We start from the raw sequence: 22,798 nt of genomic DNA, 5'->3' as shown, positions 1-22,798 counted from the left end.
ATGCTCGGAAGATGAAGGAATAGTCTCAAGTTGGATAGCAAAGCAAGATGACACCGCAGGTAGCCACATCGATTGATGACATCACGATCCTCCTGTCCAGGCGCCGACTCACAAGAAAACGTACGAAGCGGTCGGGGAGCACCTCTCGCGTTAGGCCACGCACTTAGTTCAATTCGCGCAGTTCGACTCCAATAACATCGGTCCGAGCAGCATGAGCACGATTGCGTTTCACGTGAAACACTACCCGTGGAATCCAACCCGATGCCTATCGCGAACCCGAGGTGTAAATGCAAAACAAACCGCAACCTCGATCAAGAGGCAACTTCGAGCAGGTGTCCTCGGCTCGACACCCATGGCCATCTGCTTACCAACACAACACCTTAGTTGGCCCAACATATCAGGCACTAAAGCGACAGCTCTCACTTACGCTCGGGCCAACGAACGCGACCATCAACGGCAAGAAGCATCACGAAGGAACCAACGAACAGCAGTTCTACGATCGGTGTCACCATCGAGGTAGGACCCGCAGATCGAGAACCGAAGCGTTCAGGTAGCACAGCAAAAAGCTCCCGTCGGACCGAATATGGTCCAACGGGAGCTCACCGCATCAAGTACGCCTACTCCTCGGCCTGCGAAATGCCAAGCAATGTCAGAATCCGATCAAGATCTTCCTGATTCGCAAACTCAACACTGAGCTTGCCTTTGCGCTTTCCGACAGTGATGTTCACCTTTGTATCCAGACGATCGCCTAGGCGTTCAGCGACCTCAAGGAACTCAGGCGAAACCTTCGATGTTGCACGTGAAACATTCACCGAGTCACCGCGATTGAGCAGCACAACGGCTTCTTCCGACGCGCGGACAGAGAGGCCCTCAGCAACGATACGCTGGGCGAGCACCTCCATATGTTCTGCATCGCGGAGCCCCAGGATCGCACGAGCGTGGCCGGCGGAAATTACGCCTGCCGCTACCCGGCGCTGCACGAGCGGGGGGAGCCGCAAAAGTCTCAGAGTGTTCGAGATCTGCGGTCGCGAGCGTCCAATACGCTCGGACAGCTCTTCCTGGGTGCATCCGAAGTCTTCCAGCAGCTGGCCGTACGCGGCTGCCTCTTCAAGGGGATTCAGCTCCGCTCTATGCAGGTTCTCAAGGAGTGCGTCCCGGAGAAGATCCGTATCCTCGACATAGCGGATGATTGCAGGAATCGACGACAGCCCGGCGTCCTTCGTCGCCCGAAGGCGCCGTTCGCCCATGATGAGCTCGAACCGACCCGGATCGCTCGGCTTCTGCCTGACAACGACAGGCTGCAACACACCGATCTCACGGATGCTGTGGACCAGCTCTGCGAGCATGTCCTCATCAAAGACGGTACGCGGCTGTCGAGGGTTGGCATCGATGAGCTCGACATCGATCTCACCGAACTCGGTGTCTGGGATCGACTCAACACCATCCAGCGCTCCTGAGCCACTGTCATCACTAGGATCGTCGTCCGCACCGCCATCAGAGGCCTCGGTGCCTGCTGAATCGTGCTCTGCGGGCGTTGGAGTCTCAGAAGCAGTCTCTGCCGATGCGTCATCGGTCACCGAAGACTCATTGGATTGCGGAGGCTCAGCGGAAGATGCAACTACGTTCGTAGTATCCTCAGAGTCATTGTCGTGCCCACTTGACTCGTCGAGTGCGGCGGCACCCGAAGACGTATAGACACCTGGATGTGTTTCGAGCACGTCGTCGGAGGATTGAGACGCATAGACGTTTGGAGAGGCCGTCGTTGCCCCTGCAGCGGACTTCTCTGACTCAGTTGTCCGCGACCCGGAGGCTTTCGAAACTGAGCTTGCGGTCGTACCAGCGCTCTTTGTCGTTGGAGTCGTCTTCGTAGCCGGTTCGGACTTCGCAGCTTGTTCGGACTTCGCAGCTTGTTCGGACTTCGCAACCGGTTCGGACTTCGTTGCGGTCCCAGTCTTGCTCGCCGGTTCCGCCTTCGAAGTATATTTCCGGGTGGTTGTCGACGAAGGAGTGCTCTTGGTGCTCGCGGCAGTTTTGGCACCGGCAGCGGGCCCTGTGCCGGAAGCAGTCTTGCTGGAGGCAGCAGTCTTTGTGTCTGCAGCTGCTTTGGCTCCGGCAGTGCTCTTGGTGCCGGCAGTGCTCTTGGTGCCGGCAGTGCTCTTGGTGCCGGCAGTGCTCTTGGTGCCGGCAGTGCTCTTGGTGCCGGCAGAATCCTTGGCGCCGGCAGCGCTCTTCGCAGCGGTCTGCTTTGCCGCTGGCTTCGCGGCCTTGGAACCGGAGGCCTTCGTCGCAGAGGTCTTCGAACCCGCTTCTTTGGGCTCCGAGGACTTCGCTGCGGCCCCAGACTTGGGCTTACGCCGCCGCGACGACTGCATCGACGCCGCAGGATCGTTCCTGGCCGCACGAGGGCTCTTCGCCTCGGTCTCTGCATCCTTGGACTGCTCGGAGTCGCCGCCGGAGAAGAAGACGTCCACTGGACGATCACTGGAGTTCGCGTCGGGGATCAGAGCACCGAGCCCACGTCCCAAACCCCGCTTCTTACGTTCAGCCACGGCTTACTCCTCGATTGGCGATTTCTTCGGCCGCTTCCCGATAGGACAAAGCGCCGCTGGAATGAGGGTCGTACGAGATCACGGTCTGCCCATAGCTGGGTGCCTCGGAGATCCGCACCGAACGCGGAATGGCGGTCCCCAGCACCTGTTCCGGGAAGTGGGTGCGCACATCATCGGCGACCTGCGCACTGAGGTTGGTCCGTCCGTCGTACATGGTGAGAAGAATCGTCGTGATCGCCAGCTCCGGGTTCAGATGCTTCTGGATCAGCTGAATGTTCTTCAGCAGCTGGCTCAGGCCCTCCAGCGCGTAGTACTCGCACTGGATCGGAATAAGCACCTCACGAGCGGCGACGAAGGCGTTGACGGTGAGGAGCCCCAGGCTCGGCGGGCAGTCGATGATCACATAGTCGACTCGGTTGCCGGCGGCGGCTTCCTCAGCGAGATAGATCCCCAAGGAACGCTGCAGCCGCTGTTCCCTGGCCACCAGCGACACCAACTCGATCTCCGCTCCCGCGAGGTCGATGGTCGCGGGCACACACCGCAGGGTCTCGAAGTCCGGGCACTGCGCCACCGCATCACGCATCGGCACATCATCGATGATGACGTCGTAGATGCTCGTGACCTCTGAGTAGTGATCGATGCCCAAGGCGGTGCTCGCATTGCCCTGAGGATCGATGTCGATGAGCAGGACGTTGAGCCCCTGATTCGCCAAGGCGGCGGCGATATTCACCGCTGTCGTGGTCTTGCCCACGCCGCCCTTCTGATTGGCGATCGTGAACACCCGCGTCGAATCCGGAGGCGGGAAGCTCGCCTGGGACAGTCGATCGGCACGACGATTGTCCCGTGCGATCGCAGCCCCTATGGGAGACGACTCGTCCATGATCGGCATTCGGCGCACTCCATCATCCATCGGGTTCACAAAGCTATATTCAGCCTAGACCAAATCTACTGGGTTCTATTTCTTCACGATCTCGACGACACGACTCGGGACATCGAGGATCCCGCCGCCGTCGACGAGGTGGATCTGCGGCTGGGAGAGTCGGTAGCGCTTGAGCATCTTCTTCGTCTTGGCGAGCTCCGCCTCCACCGAGGCCCCCTTGAGCGCGAGGATCCGGCCCTCGGGTCCGATGACCTCATGGGTCCACTCGATGAGCGTCGTCATCGCCTTGACCGCACGGGCAGTCACGACGCTGAACATCTCCTCGTCGACGAGCTCCTCCACACGGGCGCGAACGATGCGCACATTCTCCAGGCCCAGGTCATCGATGACCATTCTCAGCCACTCGACACGGCGCTCCATCGGCTCGATGAGAACAACCTTCGCCTCGGGCCGCAGCAGCGCGATGGGGATACCGGGCAGACCTGCACCGCTGCCCACATCGCCGACGACGTCACCGTCTTCGATGTATTCGGCCACGACGGCGCAGTTGAGGATGTGCCGAGTCCACAGGCGGTCGATCTCCCTGGGACCGATGAGCCCCCATTCGATCCCAGTGGTCGCCAGATGTTCGGCGTAACGCTGTGCAAGCGGATATGCGGCGCCGAAGTATTCTTCGGTGCCGACGGGCGGAACCTCGATCGCGGAAGACTCAGTCATCGGCAGGACGGATGACGACGTGCCGTCCGTCGCCCTCACCCTCAGACTCCGAGACCAGACCCGCCTGCGCGGCCTGATCATGGATGATCTTCCGCTCGAAGCTGTTCATCGGTGCGAAGGCGAACTCCTCACCGCTGTCCTTGATCTCCGCGATGGCACGCTGCGCCTTCTTCATGAGCTCATCACGACGGCTGTTGCGGAAGCCGTCGATGTCGAGCATCAGCCACGAACGCTGTCCCGTGCTCGTCTGCACGGCCAGACGGCTGAGCTCCTGGAGCGCTCCGAGGGTGCGCCCCTCTTTGCCGACGAGTGTGCGCAGGTTCGAATCCTCATCGTCTTCGCAGACGATCGACAGCTGTGCTCGTCCGTCGGCGACATCGATGTCGATGTCACCGTCGATGTCGGCCAGATCCAGCAGCTCCTCGAGGTAGTCTGCGGCGATCTCGCCCTCTTCTTCGAGGAGTTCGGCGCGCGTCGGCTTCGACGAGCTCTCCTCTGTCGATTCGGCTGCGGTGTCGTCGGAAGACGTCTTGACCGTGCTCTCGTCTGTCTCGTCCACGCTCGTGTCGAGGTTCTCTTCAGTCATGTTCTTCCTCAGCGCTTCTTGTTCTTCTTGCGGTTCTTGCTCACGGGCTGCTGTCGTTGGCCGTTCTTCTTCGGGGCCTCTTCGACAACGGGCTCACCGGCGGCGGCCTTGGCTTCGGGAGTCTTGGGAGCCTTGCCCTTGCGAGCCTTGCGCTCGAGCATCTCCTTCTCGGCCTTCGAACCGGGAGCGGGCATATTGCGGATCACCGTGTGCTGCTGGGCCATGGTCCAGGTGTTCGAGACCAGCCAGTAGAAGAGCACACCGAGCGGGAAGTAGATGCCGCCGATGCCGAAGACGAGCGGCATGATGTAGAGAAGCATCTTCTGTGACTGCATCATCGGGTTGGCCATCGCGGCCTCCGACATGTTCTTCGCCATCATCTGCTTCTGCGTGATGAACATGGTCGCGGCCATGATCACGATGAGGACACCGGTGAGCAGCTTGACGCCGATGCCAGGGCTTGTGAACGTCGCCGACAGGGAGATGCCGAAGACCGACGAACTCTCAGCCTGGATCGCGAGCTGCTGAGTGAAACCGCCGATTGCGCCGACTGATCCGTCGGCCACGTTCGGCATGTTGTGGATGACGCGGAAGAGCGAGAAGAAGATGGGCATCTGCACGAGGAGAGGCAGACACGAGGCCCAAGGGCTGGTCTTGTTGTCCCGGAACAGATTCATCTGCTCCTCGGCCATGGCCTGACGCGAGTACTGGTCCTTCTTGCCCTTGTATTTGGCCTGCAGGCGCTGAATCTCCGGCTGCAGGAGCTGCATCTTGCGCTGCGACTTGATCTGGTAGACGAAGAGCGGGATGAGCAGGGCACGGATGACCACGGTCAGCCCGGCGATGGAGAGCACCCACGTCCAACCGGCGTCGGCGGGCAGGCCGATCGCGGTGAAGATCTCGTGGAAGATCGCGAGGATCCAAGCAACTACCCACTGCAGCGGGTAGAGCAGCTTGTCCATCCAGTCCATTCAGTTCTCCTCGTTACAACGACTCTTGCGCGTCGTTCATTTTGCCATTGTTCACAGGTGTTCGCGACACTGGGCCGCCTTCGAGCGGCCCTCGCCGGGCCTCACTGTCCGTCATCGGTGTGCATCGTCTGGGAGCGGGCTTGACGAGCCGAACCGGGCACGTGGTCGACTCCGCCGTGGGAAAGAGGATTGCAGCGCAGTATTCGCCACCCAGTTAACACCATTCCCTTGAGAACTCCGTGTATCTCGAAGGCCTCGAGGCCGTACATCGAACAGCTGGGATAGTAGCGGCACACCTGACCGTAGAGCGGGGAGATGACGATCCGATAGGCCCGGATGAACCACACGAACGGCATCCGCGGCCCGATCCTGATCAGCCACCACAGGCTCGGCCAGAATCCTGCCGGTCGGCGCGGAACCTCCGACTCATGCTTCAGATCATGTTCGGCGTCCACGTCCCGCCAGCTTCTTCCCTGCCTTCGTCAGCAGCGTCTCGACCTCGGATTCGAGGACGGCGAACTCGCTCTCCCCGGCCTGCGGCAGGGCGCGGATCACGAACAGTGTTCCGGGTGCCAACTCGTCCAACCGGACTCGCATGATCTCGCGCAGCCGCCGTTTGACCCGATTGCGGACGACGGCGTTTCCCACGGCCCTGGATACGATGAAACCCACGCGGACAGCGTGGGAATCATCGGTTTCTCTGAGGCTGTGCGCCATCAGGTGCTCGGAGCGCACCCGGATGCCGGCTCTGAATACTCGTCTGTAGTCATCGCCGCTGCGGATCCGGTGTGCAGCAGTGAGCACGCTCAGGCCGAAACTTCGGAACGTCCCTTGCGACGACGTGCGGCGAGGATCGAACGGCCTGCACGGGTGCGCATGCGCAGACGGAAGCCGTGCTTCTTGGCGCGCTTACGGTTGTTGGGCTGGAAGGTACGCTTGCTCACTTCAGTCTCCGATTTCTAGGTTGCGGGCGAACGCCGATGCGTTCTCACAAAAAACGGCGGTGCGAGTCTCGACCGCCGAGCACTCCTGTGCATAAGAGCCAAAAGATATTCAAGATAATCGGATGAAGCCCGGTACACAGGACACTCCATCTTAGCGAGGCGCAAACCGGGCGGTCAAACCGATCGGGCATGTTTCAGATCACGGTTGTCAACCATTCACCGTGATTCACCTTCCCGTCGCCGATCGGCTTCCACAAGTCACAACCGTGTAGTTTTCCACATGCTTATCCACTCATGTGGAGTATTGCTCGGATCACTCGTCAGCAGTCCACAAACTGTGGAAAACTATGTGGAAGTCATGCACAGGTGTGGATTGTGCAGAAGTCGATTTCGAAACAGCAGAGGAAGAGTGACGGTGTCGAACTCCAAGAATGAGCTCATCAGCCAATGGCGAACGGTGGTCTCGACCCTGGATCAGGATGCCGATCTCAGTGCCCATCAGAAGGGCTTCCTGTCTCTGGCCGTGCCCAAAGCCTTGGTCGACAACGCCCTCGTCCTCCTCGCCGTCCGCGACGAACACACCCGCCGCACCATCGAGACTCGTCTGCTCGGACCCCTGACCAGAGAGTTCTCCAAGGTCCTCGGCTTCGATGTGACCTTCGGCTTCGTCGTCGACCCGGAACTCGACGTGCCGATCCGATTCGAGGACCTCATCGGCGAGCCCACCCCGGGCTCACCGATCGAGATCGACCCGGTCACCTCCACCTCGGCGACGCAGCCGGGGCAACAGTCGGTCGCGCAGCCTTCGGTGGGCGCACCCGGCTCGGTGCCGGAATCGATGCCCGCCGAGGTGGCCCCCGCCGACCACAGCACAGCGCCGGCCCAGCCCGCAGAGCAGGGGATCCCCGCGACTGCACGCACGACGACGCAGCCGAGGCCGGAATCCCCTGGGATCTCCGATCGGGAGGCCAAGATCGCCGAGGCGACCGCCGCCCCGATGAATCCGCCCGTCGACGTTCCCGGCGTCTCCCAGCTCAACCCCAAGTACACCTTCGACACCTTCGTCATCGGTGCCTCCAACCGCTTCGCCCATGCCTCGGCCTTCGCCGTTGCCGAAGCCCCGGCCAAGGCCTACAACCCTCTCTTCATCTACGGCGAATCGGGTCTGGGCAAGACCCACCTGCTGCATGCGATCGGCTTCTACGCCACACAGCTCTTCCCCGAGATCCGCGTGAAGTACGTCTCGAGCGAGGAGTTCGTCAACGACTTCATCAACACGATCGGATCCTCTCGGACCTCGAACTCCCTGCGGCCGGCCTTCCAGCGTCGCTACCGCGAGGTCGATCTCCTGATGATCGACGACATCCAGTTCCTCCAGGGCAAGGACGCCACCGTCGAGGAGTTCTTCCACACCTTCAATGCCCTGCACAACGAGGCCAAGCAGGTCGTCATCACTTCGGACCAGCCGCCAAAGATGCTCAAAGGCTTCGAGGAGCGGCTGCGCTCCCGCTTCGAATGGGGACTGCTCACCGATGTGCAGCCGCCGGACATGGAGACCCGGTTCGCTATCCTGCGGCGCAAGGCCGCCGGCGACCAGCTCGACGTTCCCGATGACGTGCTGGAGTACATCGCCTCGCGGGTGTCCTCCAATATCCGCGAACTCGAAGGTGCACTCATCCGCGTCACCGCCTTCGCCAATCTCAATGACCAGCAGGTCGATGTGTCCCTGGCGGAGACCGTGCTCAAGGACTTCATCACCCAGGACGACACCCCCGCCATCACGGCAGCCGACATCATGGGCCAGACCGCCGCCTACTTCAGTCTCACCCTCGATGACCTGTGCGGCACCTCGCGATCCAGAACGCTGACCACGGCCCGGCAGATCGCCATGTACCTCTGCCGCGAGCTCACCGATCTCTCGCTGCCGAAGATCGGGCAGGCCTTCGGCGGCCGCGATCACACCACGGTGATGCATGCGAACAAGAAGATTCGAACTCAGATGGCCGAACGGCGGGCCGTCTACACGCAGGTCACCGAACTAACAAACCGCATCAAACAACAGCACCGCCTCTAGAACGCGTCGTACACATCTGTGGATAAGCCTGGGGAGAAATGCTCCTGACTGGGGATAAGATGGTGGACAACTCGAGACTTCGAGTGGACGGATGTGAACTACATGCTTGTGCTTACACAAGGGCGCACCGAGGACGACCTCGGCCTGCACAGGGGATCCACAGGCAGCCAAGGCGCTCCTTCCCTTGATTACTCAGGCGTAAGAAGAGGTTATCCACACACTCCACAGGTGCTGATACTTCTACCAAGTGAATTCAACTCTTAAGAGGGCGACCGCCACCGACTGCTCGGCTCGACGATGAGCCTCGAGAGCGAATTGCTCTCGAGTCACACAGGCACGCTTCGACTATTCGAACATCCCGTCGGGATCGATTCTCGAATCCGAGATTCGGGAACTTCCGAGCCTTCTCAGCACCGCCTCGGCGAGGTGCTGGCACGGGTTCTGTGAACTTTTCCTGCCCCTGCTCCGGTGGGCAGATATCGGATAGGCTGTGTAAAGTTTTCCGAGCAACGCCAGCCCGTGTCGTCAGCCAGAGTCTTGAGTAGGTCGGGTGGCCGCCCCGAAGGAGTAAAGTGAACGCCGAAGCATCCCCCCTGAAGTTCAAAGTCAACCGCGACGTCCTTGCCGACGCGGTGACCTGGGCGACCAAGACTCTGCCCAACCGTCCCTCCGCACCGGTGCTGACCGGAATCCTCATCACCGCCGAGGCGGGCGGAACCGTGCGTCTGGCCGTCTTCGACTACGAAGTCTCCTCCCGGGTCGAGATCGCCGCCGATGTCGTCACCGCCGGGACCGTTCTCGTCTCCGGTCGTCTCCTCGCCGACATCTCGAAGGCCCTGCCGAATCAGGAAGTCACCCTCGAGCAGATCGACTCCAAGGTCGACGTCACCTGCGGATCCTCCCGGTTCTCGCTGATGACGATGCCGGTGGCCGAATACCCGGCGCTGCCGCAGGTCCCCGACGACTCGGGCACCGTCTCCGCCGGAGAATTCCAGAATGCCGTCTCCCAGGTCACGATCGCGACCTCGAAGGACGACACCCTGCCGATCCTCACCAGCGTGCGCGTCGAGATCGAGGGCGAGAAGGTCACACTCCTGGCCACCGACCGCTACCGCCTGGCCGTCCGCGAATTCACCTGGAACCCCGGACGCCCGGACGTCTCGGCCGTCGCCCTGCTGCGCGGACGCACGCTCTCCGACGTCTCGAAGTCCCTCGGCGGAGATGTCACCATCGGTCTGAGCACCGATGCAGGCAAGGACCTCATCTCCTTCACCTCAGCGGGACGAGTCACCACCTCCCTCCTCGTCGAGGGCGAATACCCGAAGGTCCGCTCGCTGTTCCCGGACTCGGTGCCGATCCACGCGATCGTCGAGACCGGCGTTCTGCGTGAGGCCGTCCGCCGTGTCTCCCTCGTCGCCGAACGCAACACCCCGCTGCGCTTCGAGGTCAGCGACGGCATGCTCACCCTCCACGCCGGCACCGGCGACGATGCCCAGGCTTCCGAGGCCGTCGAGGCGACCCTGCAGGGTGAGGCGATCACAGTCGGCTTCAACCCGCACTACATCGCCGAAGGCCTCGCCGCCATCGAGAGCCCCTACGTGAACTTCTCCTTCACCCAGCCGATGAAGCCCGTCATCATCTCCGGGCAGCGGGAACTCGATGCCCCGGCCGACGAGTCCTACCGATACTTGCTCATGCCCACCCGCATCTGAATGTGGATATCGCGGCTCTCACTGCGTGACTACCGGTCCTATCCTGAGCTCGATCTCGAGTTCGCACCCGGAGTCACCACCTTCGTGGCCGACAACGGCACCGGCAAGACGAACATCGTCGAGGCCATCGGATATCTGGCTCATCAGCGCTCGCACCGGGTGGCCTTCGATGCTCCGCTGGTCCATGAGAACGCTCAGACCGCGACCGTCTCCGCCCTGGTCAATCGCGACCAGCGGCATGCCACCGTGGAAGTCTCGATCCAGTCGAAGGGCGCCAACCGGGCCCGGGTCAAACGCTCCCCGGTCAAGCTCAAGGACATCCTCGGCCTCGTCTCCTGCGTGGTCTTCGCCCCCGAGGACCTCAGTCTCGTCCGTGGGGAACCGGCCGAGCGCCGGTCCTGGATCGACACTCTCGTCGTCGCTCGGAATCCGCGCTTCTCCTCGGTCATCACCGACTTCGAGCGGGCACTCAAACAGCGCAACGCCCTGCTCAAACGGCTGCGGGAGGATCGGGACCCCGGCCTCGAGGCCACACTCGATATCTGGAACATGGCCTACGCGGATTCGGCGGCCGAACTCGTCTACGGCCGCCAGCGGATCCTGGCCGACATCGTCGAACCGCTGCAGGAGAACTTCGCCTATATCGCCGCCGACGCCCGGCTCGAACGCCAGGGGATCCGGGCCCGCTACGATTCGCGCATCGACTACTCGCAGGCCGAATCGGCGGCCGAATGCCGCGAACTGCTCCTGGCTGCCCTCGAACGACGCCGGACCACGGAGATCGAACGCGGACTGACCCTCCACGGACCCGGCCGGGACGACCTCGCCCTGACCATCGGCGACCATCCGGCCAAGGGCTATGCCTCGCACGGCGAGACCTGGTCTCTGGCCCTGGCCATGCAGCTGGCCGGCTGGGACCTGCTCAGCGCCGATGCCGGCTCCGTCGCCGAGCAGCCGATCCTCGTCCTCGACGACGTCTTCGCCGAACTCGATACCGGACGGCGGAACCGTCTGGCCTCCCGGATCACCTCGGCGGAGCAGGTCTTCGTCACCGCGGCCGTCGACGGAGATCTGCCTGATGGCCTCGAGGGAAGGCGCATCGGGCAGGAGACGCTGCGCGCTCCGACCGACGATGAAGGAGCTCCGCGGCAGTCCGAGGGTGCGGAGACTCCGTGAGCGGGTTCGAACGTGACTTCTCCACCCCGGTCGCCGCACTCGAGGCACTCGACCGGGTCCGCCGGATGGAGGTCAGCGAGGCGAAGTTCGTTCGTCACCGGCGACGCTCACGTCTGCGCGGGGAAGCCGTCTACTCGGGATCGGGCAAGGACCGGCGGGATCCGGCAGCGGTGTCCTCGGTGCTCGACTCGCTGAACTCTGAGCGCGGCTGGTCGTCCTCGATCGATATCGGCAAGGTGCTCGGCAGGTGGCCGCAGCTCGTCGGGGCGCAGGTCGCGATGCACTGCACTCCCGTCGACTTCTCCCCGCCCCTGCTCATCATCGCCGCGGACTCGACGACCTGGGCGACCCAGCTGCGCGTGCTCAAGCCGACGATCCTGAAGAAGCTCGAGGCCGGACTCGGTTCGCAGACGATCACCGAGATCGAGATCCGCGGTCCCGCCGGACGCAGCTTCAAGCGGGGCCGCCGCTCGGTCGCGGGTCGGGGGCCGCGGGACACCTTCGGCTGAATCACCTCCGCGAAATTTCGGGCCACCTCGGCGAGGAGATCGCGCGAACCACAGAGGCCCTTAAACGGCGACAGCCGCTCCCTTTCGTGCCCGGGGGTACACCGGGCGCATGAAAAATCCGGAAATGCACCTTCTCAGGCCTCTTACGGGCATTTGAGCTCCCGGCGCGGTAGAATGGTGAGCTGATAGCGCCCAGCCGGACAAGGAGTCATATGACGACCGAGGATCAACCCCATTACGATGCCGGGGACATTACGGTACTCGAAGGACTCGAAGCAGTTCGCAAACGACCTGGCATGTACATCGGTTCGACTTCGGAACGCGGTCTCCACCACCTCGTGCAGGAAATCGTCGACAACTCCGTCGATGAGGCCATGGCCGGCTACTGCGACCATATCGAGGTCACGATCCTGGCCGACGGAGGAGTGAAGGTCGTCGACGACGGCCGCGGAATGCCGGTGGCGATGCACCCGACCGAGGGCAAGCCCACCGTCGAGGTGATCCTCACCGTGCTCCACGCAGGCGGCAAGTTCGGCGGCGGCGGCTACGCCGTGGCCGGTGGCCTCCACGGCGTCGGCTCGACCGTCGTCAACGCCCTGTCCGAACGCCTCGAGGTCGAGGTCAAGCGCGACGGCTACACGTGGAACATGGACTTCGTCCAGGGTGTTCCCACCGGTGATCTGCGCCAGGGCGAGGCAACTTCGGAGACCGGAACCACCGTGACCTTCTGGCCGGACGGCTCGATCTTCGAGACGACCGACTTCTCCTACGAGTACCTGCGGGCGCGCTTCCAGCAGATGGCCTTCCTCAACAAAGGCCTCAAGATCAGCCTGACCGATGAACGTCACGTCCAGGTCGACGACGACGAGGTCCAGATCGATGAGAACGAGGAGACCGAATCCAAGCCGCGTGAGGTCACCTACCTCTATGAGCACGGTCTGCTCGACTACGTGCAGTACCTCAACTCGACGAAGAAGGCCGAGCTCGTCAACCCCGATGTCATCGTCTTCGAGGCCGAGGAAGAGGAGCAGACGCTGGCGCTCGAGATCGCCATGCAGTGGACGACGGCCTACAGCGAATCCGTCCACACCTACGCCAACGTCATCAACACGCATGAGGGCGGCACCCACGAAGAGGGCTTCCGCACCGCACTGACCTCCTTGGTCAATGCCTACGCCCGTGAGCAGAAGCTCATCCGGGAGAAGGACCCCAACCTCACCGGCGATGACATCCGCGAAGGTCTGACCGCGGTCATCTCGGTCAAGCTCGGCGATCCGCAGTTCGAAGGCCAGACGAAGACGAAGCTCGGCAACTCCGAGGTCAAGGGCTTCGTCCAGCGCGTGGTCCGCGACGAGCTCGGCCACTGGTTCGAATCCAACCCGGCCCAGGCCAAGGATGTCGTGCGCAAGGCGCTGCAGGCTTCCCAGGCCAGGCTCGCCGCCCGCAAGGCCCGCGAAGCCACCCGCCGCAAGGGACTCCTCGAGTCCTCGGGAATGCCCGGAAAGCTCAAGGACTGCCAGTCGAAGGACCCGACGATCTCTGAGGTCTTCATCGTCGAGGGTGACTCCGCCGGCGGTTCGGCGACGCAGGGACGCAATCCGAATACGCAGGCGATCCTGCCGCTGCGCGGAAAGATCCTCAACGTGGAGAAGGCTCGGCTCGACCGGGCTCTGGGCAACAACGAGGTCCAGGCCATGATCACCGCCTTCGGCACGGGCATCGGCGAAGAGTTCGAACTCGAGAAGCTGCGCTATCACAAGATCGTGCTCATGGCCGATGCCGACGTCGACGGTCAGCACATCACAACGCTGCTGCTGACGCTGATCTTCCGGTACATGAAGCCGCTCATCGAGCACGGCTACGTCTACCTCGCCACTCCTCCGCTCTACCGCCTCAAGTGGTCGAACGCTCCGCACCAGTTCGCCTACACGGACAAGGAACGCGACGGACTGCTCGAGACCGGTCGGGCCGCGGGCAAGCGTCTGCCCAAGGATCTCGCGATCCAGCGCTACAAGGGTCTGGGCGAGATGAACTACGAGGAGCTGTGGGAGACCACCATGGATCCCGATCACCGTCTGCTCAAGCAGGTCTCGCTCGACGATGCGATCGTCGCCGACGAGATCTTCACGGTGCTCATGGGCGACGACGTGGATTCGCGCCGCCGGTTCATCCAGGAGAACGCGAAGGACGTCCGCTTCCTCGACATCTGATCCGAACCGACGGAATCCGGTGGCGCTGCGCCCACTGGCAATGCTCGGATCCGACGCCCCCACAGACTCAGAGAAATCCACTCACCGCCGTCCCACACGGTTAAGACACAAGGGAAGAGCCCACATTGGCTGACGAGAACGATATCGGCACCGAGATCAACCGGGTCGAACAGGTTGATCTCAACCTCGAGATGCAGAGGTCCTACCTCGATTACGCGATGAGCGTCATCGTCGGTCGTGCCCTGCCTGATGTCCGGGACGGCCTCAAGCCCGTCCACCGGCGCGTGCTCTACGCGATGTTCGACGGCGGCTACCGCCCCGATCGCAACTTCTCGAAGTGCTCGCGCGTGGTCGGCGATGTGATGGGCCAGTACCACCCGCACGGCGACACGGCCATCTACGATGCCATGGTCCGCCTCGTGCAGCCGTGGACGATGCGCTACCCGCTGGTCGCAGGCCAGGGCAACTTCGGCTCCCCGGGTGACGACGGAGCCGCCGCTCCCCGTTACACCGAGTGCAAGATGGCTCCCCTGGCCCTCGAGATGGTCAGGGACATCGAAGAGGGCACCGTCGACTTCCAGGACAACTACGACGGCCGCAACCAGGAACCTATGGTGCTGCCCTCCCGGTTCCCGAACCTGCTGGTCAACGGTTCCTCGGGCATCGCCGTGGGCATGGCCACTAACATCCCTCCGCACAACCTCGGCGAGGTTGCCGCGGGCGCTCAATGGCTGCTGTCCCATCCGGAGGCGAGCAAGGAAGAGGCCCTCGAGGCGCTGCTGGGCATCGTCAAAGGCCCGGACTTCCCGATGGGCGCGACGATCCTCGGCCGCAAAGGCATCGAGGACACCTACCGGACCGGTCGCGGATCGATCACCCAGCGCGCCGTCGTCGAGGTCGAGGAGATCCAGGGTCGGACCTGCCTCGTCGTCACGCAGCTGCCCTATATGGTCAATCCCGACACCCTGGCCGCGAAGATCGCCTCCTACGTCAAGGACGGCAAGGTCGCGGGCATCGCCGATCTGCGTGATGAGTCCTCGGGTCGCACCGGTCAGCGTCTGGTCATCGTGCTCAAGCGCGATGCCGTGGCGAAGGTCGTGCTCAACAACCTCTACAAGCACACCTCGCTGCAGGAGAACTTCTCCGCGAACATGCTCGCACTCGTCGACAGCGTGCCGCGCACGCTCAGCCTCGACTCCTTCCTGCGCCTGTGGGTCAAGCACCAGATCGAGGTCATCGTGCGGCGGACCCAGTTCCGCCTGCGCAAGGCCGAGGAACGCGCGCACATCCTGCGCGGCTACCTCAAGGCCCTCGACGCCCTCGACGAGGTCATCGCCCTGATCCGTCGGTCCCCATCCTCGGACGAGGCCCGGTCCGGACTGATGGAGCTGCTCGAGGTGGACGAGGTCCAGGCCAATGCGATCCTCGATCTGCAGCTGCGCCGCCTGGCCGCCCTGGAACGTCTGAAGATCCAGGAGGAGGCCGCGAAGATCGAGGAGCAGATCGCTGAATACAAGCACATCCTCGAGACTCCGGCCCGCCAGCGCGAGATCGTCTCCGAGGAGCTCGACGAGATCGTCGACCGCTACGGCGACGACCGCCGCACGAAGATCCTCGCCGGCTTCGACGGGGATGTGTCGATGGAAGACCTCATCCCCGAAGAGGAAGTCGTCGTCACCATCACCCGCGGCGGCTACGCCAAGCGCACCCAGAGCCACCTCTACCGCGCCCAGCACCGCGGCGGCAAGGGCATCAAGGGAGCACAGCTGCGCGGCGACGACGTCGTCGAGCAGTTCTTCGTTACCTCGACGCACAACTGGCTGCTGTTCTTCACGAACACCGGTCGCGTCTACCGGGCCAAGGCCTATGAGCTGCCCGAGGGCTCACGCGACGCCAAGGGCCAGCACGTCGCGAACCTGCTCGCCCTCCAGCCTGGCGAGACGATCGCGAAGGTGCTCTCCATCCGCGACTACGAGGTAGCCGAATTCCTCATCCTCGCCACGAAGTCCGGTGTCGTGAAGAAGACCCGCCTGAGCGAATACGACTCGAACCGCACCGGCGGGGTCATCGCGATCAACCTCCGCGAGTACAAGGGTCAGCCCGATGAGCTGGTCTCGGCTCGGATCGTGGGATCCGAGGATCACCTGCTGATGATCTCCCGCAAGGGCATGTCGATCCGCTTCGCTGCGGACGACGATTCGATCAGGCCCCTGGGACGCGTCACCGGCGGTGTCACGGGAATGAAGTTCAAGGACGATGACGAGCTGCTGACCATGGATGTCGTCCAGCCCGACACCTACGTCTTCGTCGTCACCGAGGCCGGCTATGCGAAGCGGACCCCCGTCGAGGAGTACCGCCTGCAGGGTCGTGGCGGTCTGGGTATCCGGGTTGCGAAGATCACCGAACAGCGCGGAGACTTGGTAGGCGGACTCATCGTCGATGAGGGTGAGGAAGTCCTCGTCGTCATGGAGAAGGGTAAGATCGTTCGGTCGAGCATCGACGAAGTTCCGGCGAAGGGACGCAACACGATGGGTGTGGTGTTCGCGAAACCGGGCAAGAATGATCGTATTATCGCTGTAACGCGTGGACCCGAGACGGCGGTCGAAGAGATAGACGATGACGAAGCTGAGGTACCGGAGGCCGAGGTCGATCAGCCTCAGACCGGCAGCGAGGATGTGGAAGAGTGAGCGATAGCAAGCAGCCAGGCTCAGGAAAGATCATACGCACGTCGAGCGGTTCCACCCGCCTGACGGCAGGCGGATCGAAGAACGAGGACAAGACCTCGGGAAGCTCGGGATCGGCAGGGAATTCGGGTTCGTCGAACTCGGCGAAGTCCGACGCAAATGGATCCGGGCAGTCCGCGCAGTCGTCGCAGGCCTCCGAGAAGGCCACCGTCGTCGCCCCACCGGCACCGAAGGCCTCCCCGAAGCCCAATCGTGCGCCCTCGACGGGATCCGCTCCCCGAGGCGGCTCTGCCCCCGGTGGGTCCGCTCAGAATCAGGGCGGCTCGGCACCCTCAGCCCAGTCGGGTGCGCAGGGGTCACAGGGAGCGACCGGCGGTTCCCAGGGGTCCACGGGAGGATCCCAGGGCTCCTCGGGCGGAAACCGCACGGCCACCTCGGTGATGGGCTCTGCGGCCAACACCGTCCGCGCCAGCTCCGGCGGCGTGAAGATGGGCGTGAAGAACATGGTCGAGAACGGCAAGGGCAAGAAGAAGAAAGGCCCACGCACCGTTCGCCTGACCGTGGCCGCCGTCGATCCGTGGTCGGTCATGAAGATGTCCTTCCTCATGTCCGTGGCCATCGGCATCGCCACCATCGTCGCCTTCATCGTGCTGTGGGTCGTCCTCCAGGCCACGGGCGTGATGAGCGGTCTCGAGACCACGATGAGCGAGCTGGCCGGTGCGGAATCGGCCGAGCGCATCGTCGGCATCTTCGGCTTTGGTCGCGTCGTCGCCGCGGGCTTCATCATCGCCGTGATCAACATCGTGCTGATGACCGCCCTGTCGACGCTGGCAGCCTTCATCTACAACATCGGCTCACTCATCGCCGGCGGCTTCCACCTGACGCTGACCGACGACTGAGGCTTCGACCCTCTTCCGTCCGTATCGGGCGTTGAGCAGGTTTCGGGCGTTGAGCTGGCCGAGTGCGGCCTGCTCAACGCCCGAACGCTTCCCAGGTGATTGGGGCACGGATGTTGTGAGAGGCGTCACTGACGGCGGATTTGTGTTTGTCGTTGCTGGTTGGGTACAGTTTTACTTCGGGTTCACCCCCGGAAAAGGGCCTATAGCTCAGGCGGTTAGAGCGCTTCGCTGATAACGAAGAGGTCCCTGGTTCAAGTCCAGGTAGGCCCACTTCCTTTCGAGGAGGATCATGAAAAGGTGGATTCTCGGCGGTCTCACGCTAGTGGGGCTCGGAGTGTTCTTCAGGTGGCGGCAGCAGAACCAATCTGCCCAAGCCGAATGGTCCAAACACACCGACTCGGTGTGAGGGTGAGAACCCAATGGGGGTATGGCGCAATTGGTAGCGCATCTGCTTTGCAAGCAGAGGGTTAGGGGTTCGAGTCCCCTTACCTCCACTCGAGCGTTTTGAGACAGCACTCGTGACTCAGGCTCCGAACCACTGCGGTTCGGAGCCTGAGTCGTTTCACGGCGGTGCCGGTTGAACTATCAGAATGTTAGTCATGGAGACCTCTATTACCAGGGTGATCAGATGATCGTCGGAAGCACCCCGCCATCGGCGCGCAGCGCAGCTCCGTTGATCGCCGAAGACTTCTGGCCGGCGAGGAACGCGACGAGGTCAGCGATCTCGGTCGGGTCGATGAACCGGTCGATCAGGGACATATTCGGGACGAGCTGTGACTTGAGTTGTTCCGTCTCGATCGACCGTGCTGTGGCGATCTGCTTGACGGTGGTGGCAACCCCATCGGTGTAAGTCGGACCGCCTAACACCGTGTTCACCGTCACTTGAGTTCCGCGCGTCAGCTTAGACAGACCGTTGGCCACCGCGAGAGCTGCCGCCTTCGTCGCGCCATAGTGGATCATGTCAGCAGGCACATTGACGGCGGATTCTGTACCAATGACGATGACTCGTCCTCGATTTCGCTCGAGCATTCCCGGCAGCAGCCGCCGTGCGAGCCGCACACCAGCCATGACATTGAGCTGAAAGTACCTGTCCCATTCAGCGTCGGTGATCTCGCCGAACGGTACAACGTCGAAGCTGCCTACATTGCTGACGAGCACGTCCACCTCGCCGAGGCGATCGAGCAGGCGAGTCGTCTCCCCTGGTACAGACAGGTCGGCCGCGATTCCGCTGACATCGGCCCCCTGCACCTCGTTCCGCAGCCGTTCGACCGCCTCGGCGACGGTTCCCGTGGTCCTCCCGTTGAGCACGACTTCGGCTCCGTCGGTTGCGCAATCCCGTGCCACGGCGAATCCGATTCCCTGTGTCGATCCCGACACGAACACCCTGTCCCGTCCGCGGTCCTCTTTCACATCGGCTCTCACTGATGGTCTCCTCTCCTGAGCGCTGCGGGCGCTTCCACGAGGATTCCTGAAGGCAAAGCGGTCACTCGTGTTAAATGATTTCCTGAGCAAGTGATCTTATGCACAGATACTTTCTCAGTCAAGCAGTGCGATACGATGTGGCAATGGCAGTGCCCCATAAAACACCATCGGTTTCGCCCCATGGGGACGCACCCTCCGTAGGCCCGTTGTCGGGTGACGAACTCGCGACGTGGTCGGCATTGGCCACGGTCCTCGAATGGCTGCCTCCCGTCCTCGACGCGCAGCTGCACAGCAGATGGGGTCTGACTCACTTCGAGTTCGGCATCCTCTACGCCCTGTCTCGGGCAGAGGGTCGGGCCTTGCCGATGAGCGCGCTCGCCGGGTTTGCCAACAGCACTCTGTCCCGGCTCTCTCGTGCGGTCTCTCGGCTCGAGAAGCGCGGGTGGGCTCACCGGGCGACCGACCCTGACGATCGGCGCGTGACTATCGCCGGTCTCACCGACTCCGGTGCCGAACTGGTCGTCTCGGTCGCTCCAGCGCATGATGATCTCGTCCGTCGCCTCGTCTTCGATTCCCTCACCGCCGAGCAGGCAGACTCACTCCGCGAGATCAGTCTCCGCGTGACCCAAGCGATCAGTGCTGAGGGCGGATGGCGGCCGGGCCGGTGACCCGAGGGTCGACGCACGGCAGGAAGACGACAGCGAAGCGAGCGGCCGTCACCGGTGTGCTGTTGCTCTGCTTCGGTCCTGCGATCGTCGGATGCAGTGGATCGGTGCTAGACACTGTCGAGGCTGAATCCGTGGATACGGCGGGCAGAATCACACTTCCGCCGACCTCGGGGACTTTCGACCACCAGCTCGGTGGCGCGTACGACGAACTCCCCGGCGACGGTGCGAATGGCGTCGAGGAACAGGGCAACCTTAACGTGGTCGTACGCGACTCCGAGGCTCATCCGCCTCCCGGCAACTATTCCGTCTGCTCCGTCAACGGCTCCCAGACCCAAGCTGACCAGGCAGACTTGTGGGCAGACGACGAAGACGTGCTTCTTCATGATGACGATGGCGACCTAGTCGTTGACCCGGACTGGCCCGACGAGTACATCTTCGACCCCACGACCGAGCGCGCGCGAGGTCATCCTCGGCCGCCTCGGCGGGGTCATCGATGACTGCGGCTCGGCTGGCTTCGGCGTCGTTGAGATCGACAATCTTGACGCGTCGGAACGATTCGACGGGATTGCCGAAGGCGGCGCGCACGCCCTTGCCCGCGCTCATGTCGAGCGGGCACACGATTCCGGCTCGGCGATTGCGCAGATGAACGCCGCCGAGCTCACCAGCATCGGCCACCATAACCTCGGCCTCGACTTCGCCGTGACCGAGGAATGCGCGGCAATCGACGAATGCGATGCGTACATCGGTGTCTACGGCGTCCATGTCCTCGGAATCGAATATCCGGAATCTCTCGCCAAGGCCGGGCTGGAGTTGGCCGATGTGTGCGCCCGTGACGACCGTGCTCCGCTGACGATACTGCGCGATAGTGATCTCGTCGCCGGTGGGGAGACCGGCTACAGCTACGAATCGTGCCCTGGAGAGGGCAACAGCTGACGGGAGCGCGTGTCGACCCAATGTGTGATGTGTCGAAGAACAACAAGAATATGGGGTTCTCCCCATATTCTCACCATCGCGGAATAAGCTAACGTTGATTGCCGTTGACTGCTTTGTCTGCCAGCGTCAGCGATCGCGGCAGCACATTCCGCCCAGGCCGGGGCGATATACGACACTTCCGATCGGAGCACCTCCTTGTCCAGCGACGCCACTCATTCACGCGCGCCCGAGTCGCACAGCGATGCCATCGATCCTGCCGGCATGCGAGTCATCTGGCTGCTGCTGGTGGCCGCCTTCGTCGCCATCCTCAACGAGACGACGATGGCGATCGCCATCCCAGAGCTCAATGCCACCCTCGGCATCCCGCCCGAGCTCGGACAATGGCTGACCAGCGCCTTCATGCTCACCATGGCCGTGGTCATTCCGACCACCGGCTTCCTCATCCAACGCTTCTCCACGCGCCACATCTTCCTGGCCGCGATGATCCTCTTCTCCACGGGCACGCTCATCTGCATGGTCTCGCCCGGGTTCTTCCTGCTCCTCGTCGGCCGGGTCGTCCAGGCCGCAGGCACGGGCATCATGATGCCGCTGCTGATGACGACCATGATGAATGTCGTGCCGGCTCACTCGCGCGGACGGATGATGGGCCGTGTCGGACTCGTCATCTCCCTGGCGCCGGCGATCGGACCGACGATGTCGGGAATCGTGCTCGACTCCCTCGGGTGGCGCTGGCTCTTCGGCATCATCCTGCCCATCGCTCTCGTCGCCCTCGGCCTCGGAGCGAAGTGGATGACCAACCTCGGTGAGTCCACCCACGCACCCATCGATGTCGTCTCCATCGTCCTGTCCGTCTTCGCCTTCGGCGGCATCGTCTACGGCCTCAGCCAGTTCGGCGGAGGCCACGGCGGCGAATCCGGCGGCGGCTCCGCGGCAGGACTGGGCTGGGCGATGATCGGCGGCGGAATCGTCTTCCTCGGACTCTTCGTCTGGCGGCAGCTTGTGCTCCAGCGCGGTGACCGGGCGCTGCTCGATCTGCGGGTCTTCAACTCGCGCAACTACGTCCTCTCCGTCATCATCATGGCCGTGGTCGCCCTGTCGATGTTCGGCACGTTCTCGCTGCTGCCGCTCTACCTGCAGAGCGTGGTCGGCCTCGGAGCCACCCAGTCCGGGCTGGTGCTCCTGCCCGGTTCCGTGCTCATGGGCCTGCTCGGGCCCGTGATGGGTCGGATCTACGATGCCAAGGGCCCGAAGACGCTGTTGGTGCCGGGCACGATCATGATCGCGGCCGCGATGTTCGCCTACTCGAACGTCGGTGTGGGCACATCGATCTGGCTGCTCATCATCATCCAGATCGTCATGTCCCTGGGCCTGGCCGGATCGTTCACCCCGCTGTTCTCCGCTTCCCTGGGATCGCTGAGACGGCACCTGTACTCGCATGGTTCGGCGGCGCTGAACACGCTCCAGCAGGTCGCGGGCGCGGCCGGAACGGCGCTGCTCATCTCGATCTACTCCGCGGCCCTGCATTCGGGGCAGGCCGCCGGGCGCTCGATCCCGGAGGCCGGTGCTCCTGGCGGGCACTCGGCCTTCCTGCTGGCCACGATCATCGCGCTCGTGCCGGTCGTGCTCGCGTTCTTCATTCGCAAGCCAGAAGACCAGGACGACACCCCCGCCGAGGTGGTCGAACCGGTGGAAGGCTCACCCGCCGAGTGATCTCGGCAGGTGATACCCCCGGCTGATCCCAAGCGATCACGCCGGTGATCCGAAACACATCGGAGACCGGCTGAGGCCCCGCTGTTCCGCGCAGATACGCGGAACAGCGGGGCCTCGGAAATTGTTAGGCGTGTCTAAGTCTCAGTTGTGCGTA

At 63.0% G+C, this 22,798-nt stretch carries 20 protein-coding genes and 2 tRNA genes; 12 read left to right on the top strand and 10 right to left on the bottom strand.

The features are described from left to right. Window positions 1-617: 617 nt before the first annotated feature. The 8 genes from ACH82I_RS11355 to rpmH form a co-directional block, all read right to left on the bottom strand. Entirely contained in the window at window positions 618-2,549 is a 1,932-nt protein-coding gene (locus ACH82I_RS11355) for a ParB/RepB/Spo0J family partition protein (RefSeq protein ID WP_413332672.1), read from the bottom strand. Then, on the bottom strand, window positions 2,542-3,438 hold the full coding sequence (locus ACH82I_RS11350; protein WP_413332670.1) for a ParA family protein: 897 nt from the start codon (window positions 3,436-3,438) through the stop codon (window positions 2,542-2,544). Before ACH82I_RS11350 ends, ACH82I_RS11355 begins: the two co-directional genes overlap by 8 nt. Window positions 3,439-3,504: 66 nt before the next feature. Further along, window positions 3,505-4,146, bottom strand: coding sequence for a 16S rRNA (guanine(527)-N(7))-methyltransferase RsmG (gene rsmG / locus ACH82I_RS11345; protein WP_413332668.1), 642 nt, complete (start codon window positions 4,144-4,146; stop codon window positions 3,505-3,507). Then, the gene (locus ACH82I_RS11340) at window positions 4,139-4,732 is read right to left on the bottom strand and encodes a protein jag (protein WP_230745716.1); all 594 of its coding nucleotides are present in this window, start codon (window positions 4,730-4,732) and stop codon (window positions 4,139-4,141) included. The genes rsmG and ACH82I_RS11340 overlap by 8 nt, the downstream gene beginning before the upstream one ends. 8 nt (window positions 4,733-4,740) lie before the next feature. Then, window positions 4,741-5,703 carry a membrane protein insertase YidC gene (yidC, locus tag ACH82I_RS11335; protein WP_413332666.1) on the bottom strand — a complete coding sequence of 321 codons (963 nt, stop codon included), beginning with the start codon at window positions 5,701-5,703 and terminating at the stop codon, window positions 4,741-4,743. 101 nt (window positions 5,704-5,804) lie between these two features. Beyond that, window positions 5,805-6,158 (bottom strand): membrane protein insertion efficiency factor YidD, encoded by a 354-nt coding sequence (yidD, locus tag ACH82I_RS11330; protein WP_413332664.1) that lies wholly within the window; start codon window positions 6,156-6,158, stop codon window positions 5,805-5,807. Next, on the bottom strand, window positions 6,142-6,507 hold the full coding sequence (gene rnpA, locus ACH82I_RS11325) for a ribonuclease P protein component (RefSeq protein WP_230745711.1): 366 nt from the start codon (window positions 6,505-6,507) through the stop codon (window positions 6,142-6,144). Before rnpA ends, yidD begins: the two co-directional genes overlap by 17 nt. A gap of 2 nt (window positions 6,508-6,509) precedes the next feature. Continuing rightward, entirely contained in the window at window positions 6,510-6,647 is a 138-nt protein-coding gene (gene rpmH, locus ACH82I_RS11320) for a 50S ribosomal protein L34 (RefSeq protein WP_166975345.1), read from the bottom strand. Window positions 6,648-7,062: 415 nt separating this feature from the next. Here rpmH and dnaA point away from each other — a divergent pair, with 415 nt between their 5' ends. The 9 genes from dnaA to ACH82I_RS11275 all read left to right on the top strand — a co-directional run bounded on the left by dnaA (window position 7,063) and on the right by ACH82I_RS11275 (window position 18,405). Further along, on the top strand, window positions 7,063-8,721 hold the full coding sequence (dnaA, locus tag ACH82I_RS11315) for a chromosomal replication initiator protein DnaA (RefSeq protein ID WP_230745709.1): 1,659 nt from the start codon (window positions 7,063-7,065) through the stop codon (window positions 8,719-8,721). 572 nt (window positions 8,722-9,293) lie between these two features. Further along, window positions 9,294-10,433, top strand: a complete 1,140-nt coding sequence (dnaN, locus tag ACH82I_RS11310; RefSeq protein WP_230745707.1) for a DNA polymerase III subunit beta — start codon at window positions 9,294-9,296, stop codon at window positions 10,431-10,433. Further along, the gene (gene recF, locus ACH82I_RS11305; RefSeq protein WP_413332661.1) at window positions 10,434-11,609 is read left to right on the top strand and encodes a DNA replication/repair protein RecF; all 1,176 of its coding nucleotides are present in this window, start codon (window positions 10,434-10,436) and stop codon (window positions 11,607-11,609) included. It abuts the gene before it with no gap. Continuing rightward, window positions 11,606-12,118, top strand: coding sequence for a DUF721 domain-containing protein (locus ACH82I_RS11300; RefSeq protein WP_230745703.1), 513 nt, complete (start codon window positions 11,606-11,608; stop codon window positions 12,116-12,118). Before recF ends, ACH82I_RS11300 begins: the two co-directional genes overlap by 4 nt. Window positions 12,119-12,330: 212 nt before the next feature. Further along, entirely contained in the window at window positions 12,331-14,328 is a 1,998-nt protein-coding gene (gene gyrB / locus ACH82I_RS11295) for a DNA topoisomerase (ATP-hydrolyzing) subunit B (protein WP_413332659.1), read from the top strand. A gap of 125 nt (window positions 14,329-14,453) precedes the next feature. Further along, on the top strand, window positions 14,454-17,015 hold the full coding sequence (gyrA, locus tag ACH82I_RS11290) for a DNA gyrase subunit A (RefSeq protein ID WP_413332657.1): 2,562 nt from the start codon (window positions 14,454-14,456) through the stop codon (window positions 17,013-17,015). Further along, window positions 17,012-17,911, top strand: a complete 900-nt coding sequence (locus ACH82I_RS11285) for a DUF3566 domain-containing protein (protein WP_230745699.1) — start codon at window positions 17,012-17,014, stop codon at window positions 17,909-17,911. Before gyrA ends, ACH82I_RS11285 begins: the two co-directional genes overlap by 4 nt. A gap of 196 nt (window positions 17,912-18,107) precedes the next feature. Further along, a tRNA-Ile gene (locus ACH82I_RS11280) sits at window positions 18,108-18,181 on the top strand. A gap of 151 nt (window positions 18,182-18,332) precedes the next feature. Further along, window positions 18,333-18,405: transfer RNA gene (locus ACH82I_RS11275), tRNA-Ala, on the top strand. Between the two features lie 130 nt (window positions 18,406-18,535). Here the strand turns inward: ACH82I_RS11275 and ACH82I_RS11270 are convergent. Beyond that, on the bottom strand, window positions 18,536-19,288 hold the full coding sequence (locus ACH82I_RS11270; RefSeq protein WP_413336756.1) for an SDR family NAD(P)-dependent oxidoreductase: 753 nt from the start codon (window positions 19,286-19,288) through the stop codon (window positions 18,536-18,538). 188 nt (window positions 19,289-19,476) lie between these two features. On the opposite strand from ACH82I_RS11270, the gene ACH82I_RS11265 reads away from it, so the two are divergent. Further along, on the top strand, window positions 19,477-20,001 hold the full coding sequence (locus ACH82I_RS11265) for a MarR family winged helix-turn-helix transcriptional regulator (protein ID WP_413332655.1): 525 nt from the start codon (window positions 19,477-19,479) through the stop codon (window positions 19,999-20,001). Between the two features lie 107 nt (window positions 20,002-20,108). On the opposite strand, the gene ACH82I_RS11260 is transcribed toward ACH82I_RS11265, so the two are convergent. After that, a complete protein-coding gene (locus ACH82I_RS11260) occupies window positions 20,109-20,384 on the bottom strand; it encodes a hypothetical protein (protein ID WP_413332653.1) in 276 nt (91 codons plus the stop codon). Between the two features lie 22 nt (window positions 20,385-20,406). Here ACH82I_RS11260 and ACH82I_RS11255 point away from each other — a divergent pair, with 22 nt between their 5' ends. Together ACH82I_RS11255 and ACH82I_RS11250 are read left to right on the top strand one after the other, a co-directional pair. Next, window positions 20,407-20,934 (top strand): endo alpha-1,4 polygalactosaminidase, encoded by a 528-nt coding sequence (locus ACH82I_RS11255; protein ID WP_413332651.1) that lies wholly within the window; start codon window positions 20,407-20,409, stop codon window positions 20,932-20,934. A gap of 261 nt (window positions 20,935-21,195) precedes the next feature. Beyond that, complete coding sequence (locus ACH82I_RS11250) at window positions 21,196-22,644, top strand: MDR family MFS transporter (RefSeq protein ID WP_230745695.1); 1,449 nt, start codon at window positions 21,196-21,198, stop codon at window positions 22,642-22,644. Window positions 22,645-22,798: the final 154 nt, after the last annotated feature.

Source organism: Brevibacterium sp. GP-SGM9, assembly GCF_047300845.1.
Lineage (GTDB): Bacteria > Actinomycetota > Actinomycetes > Actinomycetales > Brevibacteriaceae > Brevibacterium.
This window is presented reverse-complemented; position numbering and strand designations above follow the sequence as displayed.

Excerpts from the sequence above, each read along its gene's own strand:
- ACH82I_RS11260 (WP_413332653.1), bottom strand. The coding sequence starts at position 20,384 with ATGAAGAAGCACGTCTTCGTCGTCTGCCCACAAGTCTGCCTGGTCAGC.
- ACH82I_RS11265 (WP_413332655.1), top strand. The coding sequence starts at position 19,477 with ATGGCAGTGCCCCATAAAACACCATCGGTTTCGCCCCATGGGGACGCA.
- gyrB (WP_413332659.1), top strand. The coding sequence starts at position 12,331 with ATGACGACCGAGGATCAACCCCATTACGATGCCGGGGACATTACGGTA.
- ACH82I_RS11340 (WP_230745716.1), bottom strand. The coding sequence starts at position 4,732 with ATGACTGAAGAGAACCTCGACACGAGCGTGGACGAGACAGACGAGAGC.
- rsmG (WP_413332668.1), bottom strand. The coding sequence starts at position 4,146 with ATGACTGAGTCTTCCGCGATCGAGGTTCCGCCCGTCGGCACCGAAGAA.
- yidC (WP_413332666.1), bottom strand. The coding sequence starts at position 5,703 with ATGGACTGGATGGACAAGCTGCTCTACCCGCTGCAGTGGGTAGTTGCT.
- recF (WP_413332661.1), top strand. The coding sequence starts at position 10,434 with ATGTGGATATCGCGGCTCTCACTGCGTGACTACCGGTCCTATCCTGAG.
- ACH82I_RS11250 (WP_230745695.1), top strand. The coding sequence starts at position 21,196 with ATGCGAGTCATCTGGCTGCTGCTGGTGGCCGCCTTCGTCGCCATCCTC.
- ACH82I_RS11350 (WP_413332670.1), bottom strand. The coding sequence starts at position 3,438 with ATGCCGATCATGGACGAGTCGTCTCCCATAGGGGCTGCGATCGCACGG.